The following is a 16,614-nucleotide window of genomic DNA, read 5'->3' as shown; positions in this document are numbered from 1 at the left end:
GCTATTCTACAACATAAACATCACTTTAATGGTCTAGCCAGATGATATTAATGTAAATATATATATTGATAAAATTCATACTAATAATAGTTGGCATAAAAAAGCCCAGCGAATATTGTTGGGCTTAGTCATATAAATGAATGCATTATTGGTTATAAGCGTACTTCAAGTGGAATCACGCTAACATTATCACCGATTTGTGCATATTCTTGCTGTGGAGGAATTTCAATTAGGCAATTAGCTTCACTCATTGAACGTAAAATACCTGAACCTTGTGAACCAATTGTTTTTACGGTAAGACGACCGTTAGCATCCCACTTAAAATAACCACGTAAATATTCAGTGCGTCCAAGACGAGAACGCAGAGGTTCTGCTGCAATGGCAGTATATGTTTGTGGTTGCCAATCTTGATAACCTTGTTGTTTACGAATCGCGGGCTCTACAAATTGTAAAAATGTCACCATAACCGCGACAGGATTTCCCGGTAAACCAAAGAACGGAATATCATTAATATGACCAAAGGCGAGTGGACGACCTGGGCGCATATTGATTCGCCAGAAATTAATTTCTCCTAGCTTATCAAGAATAGTTTTAATGTAGTCAGCATCACCAACAGATACCCCCCCTGAAGATAGAATCATGTCAGCTTGTTGGCTAGCTTGGTTCAATGTCGCTTCAAGCGCGGTTTCACTGTCTTCAATAATACCTAAATCAACGACTTCACAACCTAGATGAGTCAGTAAAGCAAATAAGCTATAGCGGTTAGAATCATAAATACAATTTTGTCGTTGTGCTTCACCGGGAGCTTGTACTTCATCACCAGTTGAGAAAATAGCCACTCGAAGAGGAGTATTGATGGTTATTTCATTGAGCCCAAGTGATGCGACCATGCCAAGCTCTGGTGCTGTGATGGTTTGTCCTTTTGCGACCGCAACTTGATCAATTGCAAGATCTTCACCCGCTAAACGGACATTTTGACCTGCTTTAATCGCACCCATAGCAAGATTGAACGTGACAGTGTCACCATCTTGATGTGCTTGTTCACGCATAATCACGGTATCAGCAGCTTGAGGAACGGGTGCGCCTGTCATGATGCGAACCGCTTCACCTGCTTGTAATGGGTGTGGATAATGATGCCCAGCAAGCACTTGACCGACAACGGTATAGCTACTGAGATCAATATCTGCGCCACGAATAGCGTAACCATCCATTGCTGAATTAGTATGTTGTGGCACATTTACGGGTGAGAGAATATCAGTATGTACAATATGACCCAGTGCGTGTTTAAGCTCAACGGTCAGTGGGTTATCAATGGTCTTTATTTGCGTAAGAATACGCTGGCGACCTTGCTCAACCGATAACAGACCTTGTGGCTGAACATCATCACAACTTGCTGTTTTTATTGGCTGATGTTGTGACTGAGAACTGTATTGCACCACGAAATCGGTTAATTGTTCGAGATCATCAATGCTTATTTGCGGTAAGGTCGTGTCGGCTTTAATGTCACTCGCAATTGCAATAATATTGTTATCATCTTGAAATAACCACGGTTTATTAATCACTTGACGGTGTAATTCAATTTTAGGGAAATCGAGTGATTTAAAACCTTCTACTAAAATCAGATCAAGCTGAGTTTGATCTAATTGGTTAATTAGATAGGGCAAAGTTGCTTCAGTTGTTGGTGTTTCACTGATTAGTGCTCGGCGATAACGCGAGGAGATAAGCATTTGGCTTGCACCTGCTTTGCGTAATCGGTAGCTATCTTTGCCTGGTTCATCAAGATCAAAATTATGGTGTGCGTGTTTAATAACGGCAACGCGTAACCCACGCTTGACCAATTTAGGTAACATGGCTTCAAGTAGGGTGGTTTTTCCGGTGCCACTGAATGCAGCAAAGCCTAATAATGGTACTGATGCGTTAATTTGAGTCATGGCGTGCTCCAAATTGTGATAATTCATCAGGGGTATTAAGGTTAATAAAAGCATCAGTTTGGTCACTAAAATCCACAGTGATCATATTGCATTGGCGATAAAGTAAAATGATTTTACGATCACCATTAGCTAAGAAAGCTTCTAACTTAGGTAAGATACGGCGATGAAGTAGTGTTACAACAGGTTGAATGTAATCACCATTATGAGCAACCGCTATATCAGTGTCAGGTTGACATGCCGCTGTCATTCGAGAAACTAAATCATGGGGGAGTTGCGGGCAATCACAAGGTACAAATCCAATCCAATCGTTATTAATGTGGTGCAGAGCTGCATGCATGCCACCGAGCGGGCCGGGATAGTTTTCAATGCTATCACCAAACACATCACCATATTGGCTGTAGATATTCTGATTACGGTTAGCATTAATGCTGATATGAGATGTTTGGGGTGTCAGTGTATCAATAACATGTTGAATAAAGGGTTGACCTGCAAGTTCTATCAGGCCTTTATCGTTGCCTCCCATACGGCTGGCTTGGCCACCCGCTAAAATGATCCAATGGGTTTGTTCAGGCGTAGGCATAATTATCCTTATTGTTTTTGATATCTGTAACGAGTTGAAGATCGGCTCGTTCAATTAATTGGGTGTCATTGATTGTCCATTGACGGCGACAAAGTGCAGTGAGTGCATTTTGCTGGTGGCTGGTGATCACTAAACTGGTGCCACGTGACAATAAATCTTCCGCTAAAATGACTTGGCGATTGATGGATTCTTGATCCATGCTGGCACTGGATTCATCCATTAATAATACGCTAGGTTTAAGTACCCATGCACGTGCCATGGCGACGCGTTGACGTTCACCACCAGATAAAACCGAGACATGTTCATTTGCTAATGTTTCAAGGCCGACCATGCGCAGCGCATTAATCGCTTCGTTTCGACGTTTTTGGCGATCTTTTATCGCAAATCTTAATCCATAGCATACATTATTAAATACTGTTGCATCAAACATGTACGGTGTTTGATGGAGGTAGATGATACTCCCTTCATAGCATCCACTAAAGAGGCGTTTAAAAAAAGTATGTTGGTGAATATTAACACTGCCAGTGGTCGGCTTTTGTAATCCGGCTAAGACTTTTAATAAGGTCGTTTTACCTACGCCGTTATCACCCGTTAAATAAATGGCATCTCGAGGGGCTAAATTCAATTGAGGAATGTGAAACAGCAATCGGCTTTTAAAACGAACAGAGAGGTCGAGTGCCTGAATAGAAGCTGGAGTCATAAGAGGCCTCGCTTAGTTAGTTCGCAAATGGGCTTTGCCACGCGCGATAGATAAAATAAAGTTTAGACCTAAAGCTAAAATAAGTAACACCATTCCTAATGCGACCCCTTGAGCAAATGCACCTTTTGAGCTTTCAAGTGCAATAGCTGTTGGAATATTTCGCGTTGAATTTAAAATATTGCCACCCACCATCATTGAACAACCAACCTCAGTGATCACGCGACTAAAAGACGCCACAACAGCGGCAAGTAATGGAAATCGGCTCTCCCACATTAAACTGAGTAAAGCTCGTGGATAGCTAGAACCTAATGTTAATGCGGTTTCCCATGCACGACGATCACTGTTTTGAAATGCGGCATGCATCATTGATATTAGTAACGGAAAACAAATCAGCACTTGGCCTAATATCATTGCTTTTTGAGTAAACAACATTTGCCAATCGCCGAGGGGGCCTGCACGTGAGAGCAACATATAAAGCAGTAAACCAATGACGACGGTAGGCACTGATTGTAAGGTATTAATTAACGACAATGTTAGCCAACGCCCAGGAAATTTACCGTAAGCTAAAGCAAAAGCGATCAATAATGAGGGGATCATAACTAATGCAATGGCTAAAATAGACACGGAAAATGATACGCCAACAATGCCCCAGAGTGAGCCATCGCCGCTAAAGAGAAGTTGAGTCGCTTGTTGCGTTGTCTGCCAAATATTCATTATGGTGTATGTTCTAACCTAAAAAATACGCCGATGAATACCATCATTCACATTATAGTTAATGAGTAAATAAGCATTTATCGGCGAAGTGTTACATTAAATTAAGATGTTATTTTTATTGCGTTTGTGCATCAGCAACGAATAATTGCTTACCGTGACGTTGGTAGTTATTAATCAGTTTCTGTGCTTTAGGGTTAACTAACCAATCACTGAATGTTTTAGCGCCTTGGTAGTTAAGATCAGGGTAGCGGCTTGGGTTAATCAAAATAACTTGGTAGGGGTTAAATAAACGCTTATCACCCTCAACCATGATTTCAAGATCAAGCTTGGTTTCATAGGCTAACCATGTACCGCGATCTGTTAATGTATAAGCTTGTAATTCTGACGCCATGTTAAGTGTTGGACCCATACCTTGACCAACCGCTTTGTAGCCACCGAAGTTAGGCTCCATTTTTGTTTGAGCCCAGATATTAAGTTCTTTTTTATTCGTACCTGAATCATCACCGCGAGAAATAAACACCGCATTATCTGTCGCTATTTCTTTTAATGCATGTGCGACATTTTTATCCCCTTTTATTTTCGCAGGATCATTTTTCGGGCCAACTAAAACGAAATCGTTGTACATTAATTTACGTGGTAATACGCCAAAGCCTTTTTCAACAAACTCTGCTTCTGATTGTGGAGCATGCGTCATAACGAGATCAACATCACCGTGTTCACCCATGCGTAATGCTTTACCTGTCCCTGCGGCTAACACTTCGACGGTATAACCGGTGTCTTTAGTAAATACAGGCAATAAGTAATCCAGTAATCCTGAATGATAGGTGCTGGTGGTCGTCGCTAGACGTACTGTCTTATTCATTGCCGTTTCTGTGGTCGCATAAGCCATCGTTGCCGATGCGCAGCCAAGAATAACTAAAGTTGTTTTTAATAAGTTCATCAACGTTCCTGATCGATTGGTTTGCATTAAAAAATGCTGAGATGATAAGTCACAAGTCTTTGGCGCTGAATATATGCGGCAAAATGACCCATCCTCCCGCAATAAAGAGCACTGCCCAGCTATAAGCAAATAAAGTGCCACCTTTTAAATGTTGATAAAAAGGACTTATTATGTGATTTCGGTATCAAATATTACGTAAAATAGGTTAAAGATAACCGAAGTTGTACTTAATGATAAAACAATTTTGACTTAATGATTCATAGTGAGACAAAATGTCGCAAATTTTAGTTTGGTTAAAATGTCTCGGTATCTATGTCTGATTTTAGTTTGTCTTCATCTTGGACTGCGGTTTCTGTATTAGTGGTTGATGATGAGCCAGGAATGCGCACGATTTTAAAGAAAGCGTTAAGTAAAAAATTTGCTCAAGTTGATACCGCAGGAAGTATTGAAGAAGCTGAAGAGATTCGTAAACGTTGCCATTTCGATTTATTAATTGTTGATATTAACTTGCCCGGTCGTTCTGGTATTGAATGGCATGAAGCGTTTGATCCGACAACACGTCGTAGTGATGTGATTTTTATGACCGGTTATGCGGATTTAGAAATGGCAATCCAAGCCTTACGTGCTGGTGCGTCTGACTTTATTCTAAAACCGTTTAATCTTGATCAGATGATGCAATCAGTGAATCGCTGTATTGAACGTCGGTTAGTGGAACGTCAAAATTTCGCATTGCAACGTGATGTTGAGCGTAGTTACCCCGTGAATATCATTGGTGATGCGCCAGCGACACAAAAGATGAAAAAGCTGATCGCTCAAGTTGCACCGTCTATTGCTGCGGTATTAGTGGAAGGTGAATCGGGTACAGGAAAAGAATTGGTTGCACGCGCTTTACATCAATTAAGTAAGCGTACTGGGCCTTTTGTTCCTATTAACTGTGCCGCCATTGCCCCTGAACTTTTAGAAAGTGAATTGTTTGGACATGTCTCTGGTGCATTTACTGGCGCGAAGAAAAGCCGTGAAGGTCTGTTTCGGGTTGCCAATAATGGCACGTTGTTTCTCGATGAAATTGGTGAAATGCCATTAGCTATGCAGTCATCATTGTTACGCGCCCTAGAACAAAAAGCGATTCGTCCTGTGGGCTCTGAGCGAGAAATTCAAATTGATGTTCGTATTGTTGCGGCGACTAACCGTAACTTAAAACTTGAAGTTGAAGAAGGGCGTTTTCGTCGAGATTTGTATTATCGACTTAATGTATTAACCATTGATTTGCCATCATTACGTGAACGTGTAGAAGATATTCCGTCATTAACCCATCATTTTACACAGCAACTCTCAAAAGATTTAGGTATGAAAACGGTTAATTGGACCCATGAAGATATTTTGGCAATGCAAGCCTATTCATGGCCCGGTAATATTCGTGAATTACGTAACATGATGGAACGCTGTATTTTGCTGGGTAAGCCACCAGCAGATTATTGGCGTGAATTACAAGGTGATGCATTACCTGTTTCTGTAACCAATACGCAGGGAGTGACAGGCGAAGAATTAGATATAAATGCCACACATCCGCAACGACCATGTCAATGCCATGAAGACGGTGAAGATCAGTATTGTTATCCTGTTACGTGGACATTAAAAGAAGTTGAAAAAGCACATATTATGCAAGTTGTTGATGCTAGCGATGGTAATAAATCAGCAGCAGCTCGTCAGCTCGGTGTGGCAAGGAAAACATTAGAGCGTAAATACAAAGAATGGACTGATGAATTATGATAAAAATAATCTTATGAAAGTAAAAACATTTATCTTAATGTGGCTCTGGCGCTTTAAAACCATGGTGCGCTATCGACTTTTAGTGCTTACATCTGTGCCTATATTTCTTACATTATTAGCGCTAATTGCAATTACCTTTTATTGGACGATAACCTACACTTGGCAAAATGCATTAATGAATGTAAGAGCTGATTTAGCGGTGGCTCATCACAGTATGGTGCTTTTAAAAAAAGAACAGCGGATGGAGTTACAAGCATTGGCTAATTCTTACGGTTTTCAGCGACGGTTACGTTTTAATGAAACGGCATTAGATGAGTGGGTACGTCAGCAAGATAAAAATCATCAATTAGATTTTGTGGTATTACATTCAGTAAATGATATTGGAATGTTTTCAGCACAAGAGCAACAGCTATTACGTGCAGGAAAAGAGCAGACTTTTTTTCAAGTACTAAACAGTACAGCGCTTTATGATTTAAATCCCAATTTACCTGCAAAAGCGCAATTACCGTTACTTAAAGAAGGCACGATTGAACAAAAAGGACTGGTTAGTCGTAGTTTAGTCCCTATTTTTAATCAGCAAGGTTCTCTTAAATGGATTTTAGACGGCGGTATTTTATTAAACAATAGTACTTCGCTGGTGGATCGTATTCGTAATTTAGTTTACGCCGATGGTACGTTACCAAAGGGAAGTCTTGGTACTGTCACTTTGTTTATGGGTGATGTACGCATTAGTACTAATGTGCCATTAGACAGTGCTAATCTTATTGGTCGAGCGGTAGGAACCCGTGTCTCGAAAGAGGTTAAACAACATGTCTTGCAACAAGGGAAAACGTTTGTTGATCGCGCCTTTGTGTATGATAGTTGGTATGTTTCTGCTTATGAGCCGTTACATGCGAATAACGGTAACGTGGTCGGAATGCTTTATACGGGCTATTTGCAATGGCCATTAATTTATCGGCATCTAACCAACATTATTGAAATGGGGATTAGCATTATGTTGGTATTGTTATTTACCAGCATTATTGTTTATAGAGGTTCGCGTGATTTATTTTTACCAATAGAGAAAATTTACCAAGTTGCAAAAGCGGTACAAATGGGGTTAAAGCGACGTGTTGGTAAATTAGATTTGTGCGAAGGGCATGAATTACAAATATTAGGCGCGCAATTTGATTCTATGTTGGATCAACTAGAGCAACGTAACGGACTTATTAAATTGACCGCGAAAGAGTTGGAAGACAAAGTTGAACAGCGCACCCAGAGTCTGCATCAAAAAACAGAAGAACTAGAACGTCATATTCAATTATTACATCAAGCACGTTCTAAGCTGGTGGCCACAGAAAAACTAGCCGCACTGGGTGAGTTAACTGCGGGTATTGCGCATGAAATTAATAATCCGGTTGCTGTTATTTTAGGAAACATTGAATTAATTCAGCTAGAGCTTGGTGATAGCACGGCAGATGTTCAAGAAGAGCTGGCCGCCATTCATCTTCAAATTGATCGTATTCGTAATATTACTCGTAGTTTATTGCAGTATAGCCGGCAAGGTGGTGTGCAAGATGAAGTGACATGGCATCACTTAAACTTGATTGTAGAAGAAAGCTTAACACTTGTGCGCTCTGGTACTAAAAAGATGGATGTTCAATTTGAGGTTAACCTTAAAGCTAAATGCAGTGTTGAAGCGAATCGTCATCAACTCTTGCAAGTGTTAGTTAATTTACAGATGAACGGTATCCATGCGATGGATGATAAAGGATTATTGAAGATAGCTACCGATGATTGGATTGATGAACAAGGTGAGGTATTAGGGGCGATGGTTGTTATTACCGATCATGGCTGCGGTATTTCAGCACAAAATATGAAACGTATTTTTGATCCTTTCTTCACGACCCGTCGTTCAGGAACGGGATTAGGTTTATCGGTCAGTCAGAGTATTGTGGCTAATGTCGGTGGAGAAATAACGGTTGAATCTGTTGAAGGTCAGGGTTCAATATTTACTGTGTATCTTAAACATAAGAAAGAATCGCCGAGTGAGCTGGATCTTCATGTGACAGCGTAACAAAGAAGAAGGTTAATGAATAACAAAAAGCCCCTTGGTAACTGCAATGAACAAGCAGTTACCAAGGGGCTTTTTTGTCGCGTTACATAATGGATAAACCAAGGATAAGAAACAGTGATGCGGTAAGAGATATTCGGCTAATAAGCCCTAGTGAGGAAGGGATAATCATTTCGGTATGCGGCATACATGATCCTTTTGTTTTAAGACAATTTAAAGCATAGCTGATTTTTTGATTTTTTTGTGAAACCTTGAGCATAAATTAACTTATTGAATCTTTGTTGTTTTTAATGTGGCTTTGAGCGCTACAACTCAGCAAAGCATGGAGAGTGGGAAATAAAATTGGATAGTAATAATATAAATAAGTTAAAAAAGATAGAATAGTCATAAGGTTAAAAAAGCCAGCATCACGAATGCTGGCTTTTTACGATATGAACTAACAACAATAATTAATTATTTGGTTAATTCTTTCAGTTTTTTATGTTGGTAGTATTTAGCATCAGCAGTAATTGATGTGCTCTTACCTGTTTGTAGCCATTGCTTAATACGGCCAGCATCACCAATTGGTGTCATTTTGCCTTGTGAATCAAGCATCACCATTAGGATCTTCTTACCATCAATCGTTGTTACCATCGCTAAACAACGACCCGCTTCATCAAGATAGCCTGTTTTGCTTAGATTAACTGTCCACTTTTTACCACGTACTAGCGCATTGGTATTGGTGTAACCTAATTTATAACGAGGGTTAGTAAAGTAAGCGGTGTGAACTGCACCATTAGTGCTGTAGTTACGAATGGCAGAATACTTGTAAGCAGCGCGTACCATCTTAGCAACGTCTGATGCTGTTGAGCGGTTTTTAGGGTTAAGACCTGAACTATCAACAAAGTGAGTGTGGGTCATACCGAGTGCTTTAGCTTTAGCATTCATTGCGCGAATAAACGCGTTGTAACCACCTGGGTAGTTAGCAGCAAGGGCAGCAGCCGCTAAGTTTTCAGATGACATTAATGCAATGTGCATTGTCTCGCCACGGCTTAATTGTGAACCAATACGAACACGAGAATATGTATTGTACATATGCTCTTTATCCGTTTTAGTGAACGTGATTTTTTGGTTCAGCGGTAACTTAGCGTCTAATGTTACCATCGCGGTCATTAGTTTTGTTAGTGACGCAATTGGCATCACGACATTGGAATTTTTATGATAAAGCGTTTTCCCTGAGCTTAGATCAATAACATAACTACTCACAGAAGCAGTCTGAAGATTACTTGGTTTGAGTTTGCTGGTGTTGATACTTGCGAAAGAAGAAAAGCTGACACTTGCAAGTGTAAAAAATAAAATTAAAGCGTTGCGCACAATGGCTCCTTGGATCCCATTTAAGAGGGGAATAATTATCCTGATATTGTCATCTTTTCGATTGTGTATAAGCAAGTCATGTTTGTGTAAATCCTATTTATAATAGGACATAAAACCAGCAGTTAAACCGAAGTTGCTAATGAAACACGATTCAATAAAATAATTGTTTAATATATTCACGATAAAATCAATTCTAACGCATTTAATTACCTCTAGTGATGACGTGAAATGAGGGGCGTTATTTTAAAGACAAGCATGATGAATGAAAATGGTTAATATGGGGGCATTTGTTAGGTTATTTATTGTTGTGCTGATTATTTGATTTCTTTTTGTGGACGGGAGATCTAACCATTTCACTTGGAATGCAATCATTAAGGTCATAGTGCTATGACCTTTGATTTTCACTTGTAAATTAATTAGCACTCCATACTTGTTGGCCTGTACGGATAAAATTATAGCCGCCTAATTGGTCACCATGTGCTTGAATTTCACTATTGGTTAATGATTGTAATAGCTGTTGTTGTAAGGTACGGAAGTAAATATTTTTAGGGATAACCAGTTCAAATGCTTCTGTACATAGCGGTATAAAACCTAATCCAAATTCTCCTGCGGTACTTTGACTCGCGCAACCAATATCTGCTTGTTCTCTGGCAATCGCAGAAGCTAATTCACGTTCACTGTTACAATAATCAACTTGATTAAGCATCGCCATATTATAGCCATGACCATGGATCCATTCTTCTAATGCTCGCATACTTCCTGCGCCTTGTTGACGTAATGCCCAACGCCAACGTGGTGACAGTAATTCATGCAATTGAATAGAGCGGCTATTAACGGCATCTGCCAATGTAGGACTTACGACTAAGCCTTGTTTTCGCTCAAAGGCATGGACTAAGACCCAGTTTTTATGCCCAGGATATTGTTGCAATAAGGCCGGATGTCGCAAACTGGCTTCTTCTACATTTCCCCAATGGATAGCACAGATATCAACATGACCTTTGCTTAACATCGCCAGTCCTTGACGTGTTCCTGTTGAGGTATAACCAACAAGGGCAGTACTACCGAGTTGATTTGCCATTTTACCGACAATGCATTGTAGTAATGGATCATCAGAGCCTGCAATCAGTAACCGATCGTTTAAAACGCCATTATGGCAAGATTCTAACAGCCACTTATCAAGCATGGCTTTAGGAAATAGCCATTTACCTGTTACTTTCGTTGCAGGCAGTAGCCCATCATTAGCTAAGGCATACACTTTCTTTTCATTAAGGTCGAGATATTCAGCTACCAATTTGGCATTCATAAATTCAGGGAAATCAGCCATTAGTCTTGATTACCTTTACTTTCGTGACCTTTAACATCCAGTTCGATGTTGTCGCTACCATTATAGATTTGAAAACGCAGTCCTTTAGCGCGAGCAATCATGGTAATACCGAGTTTCTTAGCAAGATCGTAGCCCATTTGAGTTGCACCCGATCGAGACAACAATACAGGAATACCCATTTGCGCGACTTTAATGACCATTTCAGAGGTTAAGCGCCCCGTGGTGTAGAAAACCTTATCTTCACCCGTTTGTTGTTGTAGCCACATTTCACCGGCAAGGGTATCTACTGCGTTATGACGACCTACATCTTCCACAAACGATAAAATCTCTGTGCCTTTACACACGGCACAACCATGAACAGCGCCGGCGGCTTTATAGGTTTCATTATGATGGGTCAATGCTTCTAGTAAACCATATAACATCGATTGTTTAATTTGTGGCTGCGGCAGGGTTATACCTTCAAGCTTTTTCATGACATTGCCATACATGGTGCCTTGACCACAGCCAGAGGTAACGGTTTTCTTTTCTAATTGTTGCGCTAAGTTTTCAGTATTTTCATGAGTTATAACAACCGCGGCATTGGTTTCCCAATCGATCATTACAGATTCGATCGCGCTAAGATCATTAATAAAGCCTTGGTTTTTTAAATAGCCTAATACTAATGCCGATGGACGTTCACCTAAGGTCATAAGGGTTACTACTTCAACCCAATTAAGGTACACCGTTAACGGATGCTCACAGGCAATCTCTTTTGTGTGTCGATCTCCATACTCATCAATAATGTCTACTGACATCGTTTGCTGCACTGTCGCTTTGGTTTTTATGATTTTAGGCAATGTCGCCATTTGAGATCCCTGCGTAATAAGTGTGGTGTGTTTAATTATGGATGTTGAAACCATAAGTTAAGCAAAGATTGTTCCAATATTACGTAAATTAACGCCTTCATTATTAATCAGTAGATATTGATAAAAATGCGCACTTTTAATGTGGTTTCTTTTTATTGGTCTAATATTTGCTTATAGCTCCTTAATACGTGAAATCTTAATAAGTGAAATGCCGTTTCACATCAACAGTTTTCAATAACAAGATAAAGGCGGAATAGAACCCGCTAGTAGGAGTGAATGTGCCAAAACAAGCAGAACTTGAATTAAAGAAAAATGAACATGTTTGGCCAATTAATTTTCGCTTGCAAGCTGAAGAACGCCAAGTAGGTCGTTGGACAACTCATGCATGGACAATTGAAGATATTTGTTTGTATGAAGAAGATCTTGCTGTTGATATGACAATTGCTGATATAGGGGCTGGTAACTACATGATGCCTCTAGAACTTTTTCGTGATGAACGGATGGAATATCGGTTTAACTTAAATTCGCAAAGCCCACATTTATTCTTTATTTGTGCTGAAGAGGACGAGCAATTAAAACCTGTTTTAGTCACTGCTGCGCAAGGTGTCGCGGCACGTTATATGGATGGTGATTATGTGGTTCTACATATAGATATTCCATTAGCGATTCAAGCATGGATGGAAGCATTCTTAGGTCGGCATGGTGAATTGTTTGAATTTAAACGTAAACGTGGCGGCGATAAGAAAAAAGGACGTTCAAGTGGCAACTAATTTCTTTCAACGTTGGTCAAGCCGTAAGTTAACCCCTGTTGATAATACAGAAAGCACTAATACAGAAACGATGACTGAGACTGAAGCAGTTGATGATCCACTGACTCTTAATGTTTTAGATACCGCTGTAGAGGACGTCACTAATACCCGTGATAGTGAACAAACATCAATTGTTTCTTCTGCGACATCAGTTTCCCCAGCAACATCACTAGATGCTATAGCAGAAGAGTCTGTTATTGAATTGACGATTAATGATGCTGATAACGTGACTTATGACTCGGGAGTTGCGTCATTTATGCAACAACAAGTGACTAAGTCCGTGAAAAAGGCGGCATTACGTAAATTGTTTCATTCTGAAGAGTTTAATTATATCAGTGACATGGATGATAGCACTGAAGACTTCAGTAATATGCAAGGTTTAGCACCAGAAATTGCATCACAAATGCGGGGTTGGATTAATACCGTCACGGAGACAGCAACTGAAGCACTCAAAGATGATGGAATAACAGCATTAACATCAACGGCTGAGATTAATACGGCTGATTCTATTATTGATTCTACAACCGTTGATTTGCCAGCTAACCATATAGCGATAGCCAGTGAGGATACAGCGAATGATGGGCTCGTTAATCATGTAGATACAACACATACCGATGAAGAGGTTATCCCTACGGCTGATTTATCGTTAACGCCTATTATTGATCGTGATATTAAAAGTGATGAACAGAAATCCTAACGCGAAAAAATAAAAGCGTTTGAGAATTATTAATACTAATCATAAAAACAGACTGGGACAAAAAGGGAAGATCAATAAAATCGTAAAGAGAGACAATTTGGCGCGTTAGTTCGCTACAGGTAAGACAAAATGTCTCATTTGTTTATAACGCAATATCCTTGTTATGATTTTAGTTCCTTTTAGGTCATTTTATTCCGTGAAAAGTTGGATCGGTTATTGCTCTATATAGAGTAGAAGAAAAGTCATTATTTTCTAACGACACTGATTAGCGGTAGTGAGCAAACAGGAATAACAATGTTAAAAAGTACATTAAATGCATTTACTGATATTAATGGTGTCGCACGAGCTGCTGCCATTACAGGAACAGTAGAACTTGCCAATCTTATTCCGCCAACAGTGACGTATGAAAGTCGTGGTAATTTGTTGATCATTGGTGATGCTGAACAACTACTTCACGTTGCCGATCAATTTGAAGCACTAAACAGTGTGACGTTACTGGCGACAGATTCAAAAACATGTGAAACCAAAACAGCGCATACCTTGTATTACAGTCAATCAATTACCGTAAAAGGATATCTGGGTGCATTTGATGTTCATTGCCATATAGGGCATGACGCGACAGCCCTTGATATTAATGCACTTGAAACGAACTTAGCGAAAATAGCTATTGGACGTCAATGCTTTGATATTGTGCTTGATATGACAGCAACTGGGGTTATGAATGTTGAAATTCCAGCAGCGGGTTATTATGCCGTTGGTCAAGGTTCTGCATCTCAAGCATCAAAAAAACGTGTTGCTGAAAAACTAGCGACGCTGGTGGAAGATCTCCCTTCTATGATAGGGACATTTGATAAGCCTAAATACTTTCGTCTAAATCCTGATTTATGTGCGCATTCATCACGAAGTGTAAAAGGTTGTGATCGTTGTATTGATGCGTGTCCTGCGGGAGCATTAAGTTCAGACGGTATTGCAATTGCAATTGATCCTTACCTTTGTCAGGGAGTAGGAACATGTGCGACGGCATGTCCAACGGAAGCGATCAGTTATGCCTTACCTGATCCTCAAATTACGCAAAATTTTGTTCATAGTGTTTTAGCGCGTTATAAGCAAGAAGGTGGTCAATCTCCGACACTGTTACTTTATGGTGATCGTGATACTGCTGCGGTTAAAAAGGCTCTTGCTGTACTTCCAACGTCTGTTATTACGATTGCATTAGAAGAATTGGCAACTGTAGGGATTGATACTTGGTTTAGTGCCTTAGCTTATGGTGCGCATCAAGTTCTATTAGCAACCAATACTACATACATTCCTGCAACGATTGATGCTGTATTAACTAATGAACTAACGATTGCTCAAAACTTTTTAACTGAATTGGGTTATGACGCTGATCGTATTTGTTTATTTGATTTTGCTGATAGTGCGAATTTTAAATGTTATGAAGCAGCCCTTGTTGATCCGATTGAAACGGCACTAACAGGCACTAAGCGTGAAAAACTATTTACTGTTTTAGAAGCGCTTAATCAGACAAGTCCAGCTCAACCAACCCATTCAGCTGTAGCGGCTAATGCCCCTTATGGTTCTGTAACATGTAAGACCGATGATTGTACGTTATGTATGAGTTGTGTAGCGGTTTGTCCAACCCGTGCCTTACATGCCATTGGTGATCGCCCAGGCTTACTATTTGTAGAACAAGATTGTATTCAATGTGGTATGTGTGAAACCGCATGTCCTGAGAAAGTGATTACCCTAGAAGCCGGTTTTAATTGGGATTGGGAAACACGTAAAGCCGATAAACTTGTTCATGAAGAACCTGCTGCATGTTGTATTAGTTGTGGAAAACCTTTTGCCCCAGCATCTATGGTGAAAATGTTGACAGAAAAACTTCAAAGTCATTCACATTTTCAAGGAGAAGCTATTCGTCGTTTATCTATGTGTGAAGATTGTCGTGTTCGCGATATTTTCGAAAAGATGGAACAAGATCCACAAAGTCAGACAAGGGTATAAGGTCATTATATGGAAAACGCAGCTATGAATGCTCACACTAATCCTGCTGATCAAGATGATTTGCTACGTATTGAAATTTATAACATGTTGGCACATTTATGTCGTCAAGCCCCTGAACAATCTGCGCTTGAATTTCTTGCTGATCTAGATGTTGATACGGCGCAAACATTTCAACGTAAAACCATGGCTTCAGCTTGGCCTTTATTAAAATTAGCGGCTCAGAAAACGACATTATTGAGTGTTGAAGAAGAATATCAAGATGTATTTATTGGTATTGGTCGTGGGGAAGTTATTCCATTTGGATCATGGTATTTAACCGGGTCTTTAATGGAAATGCCTCTGGCTTATTTACGTCAAGACTTAAAACAAATGGGTTTTGAACGTGCTCAATCTGTTATTGAACCTGAAGATCATATATCCGCATTGTTAGAGGTTATGGCTATGCTGGTGGAAGGTGGTGATGAACACCTTCAACAGACATTTTTTAATCGTCATCTTTCCCAATGGTGTGAAAAATTTTGTACCGATTTAAAAGCGGCTAAAAGTGCTGTGTTTTATACCGCTGTTGGTGAATTAGCTTGGCAATTTTTGACAATAGAAAAGACCCGTTTTTTAGAGTCCCAGTAAAAAGATACTCGCGATAATAAAAAATCGACATCTGTTCATGAGAATGTTGATAGAGGAGCAAACGCAATGAGTGAGCAAAAAACAAATGATAGCCGTCGCCAATTGTTAAAAAACATTGGTTTAACGGTAGCGGCTGGTGCTGTAGTAGCGGGAACGACAACTGCCGTTCAAGCTTCAACAACAGACACCGAAAAGAAAGATCCTAAAATAAAAAAAGGGTATCACGAAACCCAACATATTCGTGATTACTACAATACCCTATAAGCG

General features: G+C 39.9%; 15 protein-coding genes. 7 read left to right on the top strand and 8 right to left on the bottom strand.

Going from position 1 to position 16,614, the window contains the following annotated elements; translation table 11 throughout:
• Positions 1 to 152: 152 nt before the first annotated feature.
• The 5 genes from CIK00_RS09965 to CIK00_RS09945 form a co-directional block, all read right to left on the bottom strand.
• Positions 153 to 1,931, bottom strand: coding sequence for a bifunctional molybdopterin-guanine dinucleotide biosynthesis adaptor protein MobB/molybdopterin molybdotransferase MoeA (locus CIK00_RS09965; protein WP_101768719.1), 1,779 nt, complete (start codon positions 1,929 to 1,931; stop codon positions 153 to 155).
• A complete protein-coding gene (gene mobA / locus CIK00_RS09960) occupies positions 1,918 to 2,511 on the bottom strand; it encodes a molybdenum cofactor guanylyltransferase MobA (RefSeq protein WP_101768718.1) in 594 nt (197 codons plus the stop codon). The genes CIK00_RS09965 and mobA overlap by 14 nt, the downstream gene beginning before the upstream one ends.
• Positions 2,498 to 3,211 (bottom strand): ATP-binding cassette domain-containing protein, encoded by a 714-nt coding sequence (locus tag CIK00_RS09955; protein ID WP_101768717.1) that lies wholly within the window; start codon positions 3,209 to 3,211, stop codon positions 2,498 to 2,500. The genes mobA and CIK00_RS09955 overlap by 14 nt, the downstream gene beginning before the upstream one ends.
• Before the next feature lie 12 nt (positions 3,212 to 3,223).
• Positions 3,224 to 3,925, bottom strand: coding sequence for an ABC transporter permease (locus CIK00_RS09950; protein ID WP_101768716.1), 702 nt, complete (start codon positions 3,923 to 3,925; stop codon positions 3,224 to 3,226).
• A 115-nt stretch (positions 3,926 to 4,040) separates the two neighbouring features.
• A complete protein-coding gene (locus CIK00_RS09945) occupies positions 4,041 to 4,814 on the bottom strand; it encodes an ABC transporter substrate-binding protein (RefSeq protein WP_233426551.1) in 774 nt (257 codons plus the stop codon).
• A 363-nt stretch (positions 4,815 to 5,177) separates the two neighbouring features.
• Between CIK00_RS09945 and CIK00_RS09940 the strand changes: the two genes are divergently transcribed.
• Together CIK00_RS09940 and CIK00_RS09935 are read left to right on the top strand one after the other, a co-directional pair.
• Positions 5,178 to 6,635, top strand: a complete 1,458-nt coding sequence (locus tag CIK00_RS09940) for a sigma-54-dependent transcriptional regulator (protein WP_101768714.1) — start codon at positions 5,178 to 5,180, stop codon at positions 6,633 to 6,635.
• Between the two features lie 61 nt (positions 6,636 to 6,696).
• Positions 6,697 to 8,691 carry a sensor histidine kinase gene (locus tag CIK00_RS09935; protein ID WP_202820808.1) on the top strand — a complete coding sequence of 665 codons (1,995 nt, stop codon included), beginning with the start codon at positions 6,697 to 6,699 and terminating at the stop codon, positions 8,689 to 8,691.
• Positions 8,692 to 9,141: 450 nt separating this feature from the next.
• On the opposite strand, the gene pbpG is transcribed toward CIK00_RS09935, so the two are convergent.
• The 3 genes from pbpG to fdhD all read right to left on the bottom strand — a co-directional run bounded on the left by pbpG (position 9,142) and on the right by fdhD (position 12,210).
• The gene (gene pbpG / locus CIK00_RS09930; protein ID WP_101768713.1) at positions 9,142 to 10,041 is read right to left on the bottom strand and encodes a D-alanyl-D-alanine endopeptidase; all 900 of its coding nucleotides are present in this window, start codon (positions 10,039 to 10,041) and stop codon (positions 9,142 to 9,144) included.
• Positions 10,042 to 10,453: 412 nt separating this feature from the next.
• Positions 10,454 to 11,365, bottom strand: coding sequence for a helix-turn-helix transcriptional regulator (locus CIK00_RS09925; RefSeq protein ID WP_101768712.1), 912 nt, complete (start codon positions 11,363 to 11,365; stop codon positions 10,454 to 10,456).
• A complete protein-coding gene (gene fdhD, locus CIK00_RS09920; protein ID WP_045038017.1) occupies positions 11,365 to 12,210 on the bottom strand; it encodes a formate dehydrogenase accessory sulfurtransferase FdhD in 846 nt (281 codons plus the stop codon). Before fdhD ends, CIK00_RS09925 begins: the two co-directional genes overlap by 1 nt.
• Before the next feature lie 278 nt (positions 12,211 to 12,488).
• Between fdhD and CIK00_RS09915 the strand changes: the two genes are divergently transcribed.
• The 5 genes from CIK00_RS09915 to CIK00_RS09895 all read left to right on the top strand — a co-directional run bounded on the left by CIK00_RS09915 (position 12,489) and on the right by CIK00_RS09895 (position 16,611).
• A complete protein-coding gene (locus CIK00_RS09915) occupies positions 12,489 to 12,980 on the top strand; it encodes a DUF3305 domain-containing protein (protein WP_045038016.1) in 492 nt (163 codons plus the stop codon).
• On the top strand, positions 12,970 to 13,716 hold the full coding sequence (locus CIK00_RS09910; protein WP_167388545.1) for a DUF3306 domain-containing protein: 747 nt from the start codon (positions 12,970 to 12,972) through the stop codon (positions 13,714 to 13,716). Before CIK00_RS09915 ends, CIK00_RS09910 begins: the two co-directional genes overlap by 11 nt.
• A 294-nt stretch (positions 13,717 to 14,010) precedes the next feature.
• On the top strand, positions 14,011 to 15,720 hold the full coding sequence (locus tag CIK00_RS09905) for a 4Fe-4S dicluster domain-containing protein (RefSeq protein ID WP_101768710.1): 1,710 nt from the start codon (positions 14,011 to 14,013) through the stop codon (positions 15,718 to 15,720).
• Between the two features lie 9 nt (positions 15,721 to 15,729).
• Positions 15,730 to 16,347, top strand: coding sequence for a TorD/DmsD family molecular chaperone (locus CIK00_RS09900; RefSeq protein WP_232598399.1), 618 nt, complete (start codon positions 15,730 to 15,732; stop codon positions 16,345 to 16,347).
• Positions 16,348 to 16,413: 66 nt separating this feature from the next.
• The gene (locus CIK00_RS09895) at positions 16,414 to 16,611 is read left to right on the top strand and encodes a twin-arginine translocation signal domain-containing protein (RefSeq protein ID WP_101768709.1); all 198 of its coding nucleotides are present in this window, start codon (positions 16,414 to 16,416) and stop codon (positions 16,609 to 16,611) included.
• Positions 16,612 to 16,614 lie beyond the last annotated feature (3 nt).

Source organism: Photobacterium carnosum (assembly GCF_002849605.1).
Taxonomy (GTDB): Bacteria; Pseudomonadota; Gammaproteobacteria; order Enterobacterales; family Vibrionaceae; genus Photobacterium; species Photobacterium carnosum.
The sequence above is the reverse complement of the archived record's forward strand: the minus strand, read 5'-3'. Positions and strand labels throughout refer to the sequence as shown.

Coding starts and splice junctions, on each gene's coding strand:
- CIK00_RS09905 (WP_101768710.1), top strand. CDS start 14,011: ATGTTAAAAAGTACATTAAATGCATTTACTGATATTAATGGTGTCGCA.
- mobA (WP_101768718.1), bottom strand. CDS start 2,511: ATGCCTACGCCTGAACAAACCCATTGGATCATTTTAGCGGGTGGCCAA.
- CIK00_RS09945 (WP_233426551.1), bottom strand. CDS start 4,814: ATGGCTTATGCGACCACAGAAACGGCAATGAATAAGACAGTACGTCTA.
- CIK00_RS09900 (WP_232598399.1), top strand. CDS start 15,730: ATGGAAAACGCAGCTATGAATGCTCACACTAATCCTGCTGATCAAGAT.
- CIK00_RS09935 (WP_202820808.1), top strand. CDS start 6,697: ATGGTGCGCTATCGACTTTTAGTGCTTACATCTGTGCCTATATTTCTT.
- CIK00_RS09925 (WP_101768712.1), bottom strand. CDS start 11,365: ATGGCTGATTTCCCTGAATTTATGAATGCCAAATTGGTAGCTGAATAT.
- CIK00_RS09895 (WP_101768709.1), top strand. CDS start 16,414: ATGAGTGAGCAAAAAACAAATGATAGCCGTCGCCAATTGTTAAAAAAC.
- fdhD (WP_045038017.1), bottom strand. CDS start 12,210: ATGGCGACATTGCCTAAAATCATAAAAACCAAAGCGACAGTGCAGCAA.
- CIK00_RS09965 (WP_101768719.1), bottom strand. CDS start 1,931: ATGACTCAAATTAACGCATCAGTACCATTATTAGGCTTTGCTGCATTC.
- CIK00_RS09950 (WP_101768716.1), bottom strand. CDS start 3,925: ATGAATATTTGGCAGACAACGCAACAAGCGACTCAACTTCTCTTTAGC.
- CIK00_RS09955 (WP_101768717.1), bottom strand. CDS start 3,211: ATGACTCCAGCTTCTATTCAGGCACTCGACCTCTCTGTTCGTTTTAAA.
- CIK00_RS09940 (WP_101768714.1), top strand. CDS start 5,178: ATGTCTGATTTTAGTTTGTCTTCATCTTGGACTGCGGTTTCTGTATTA.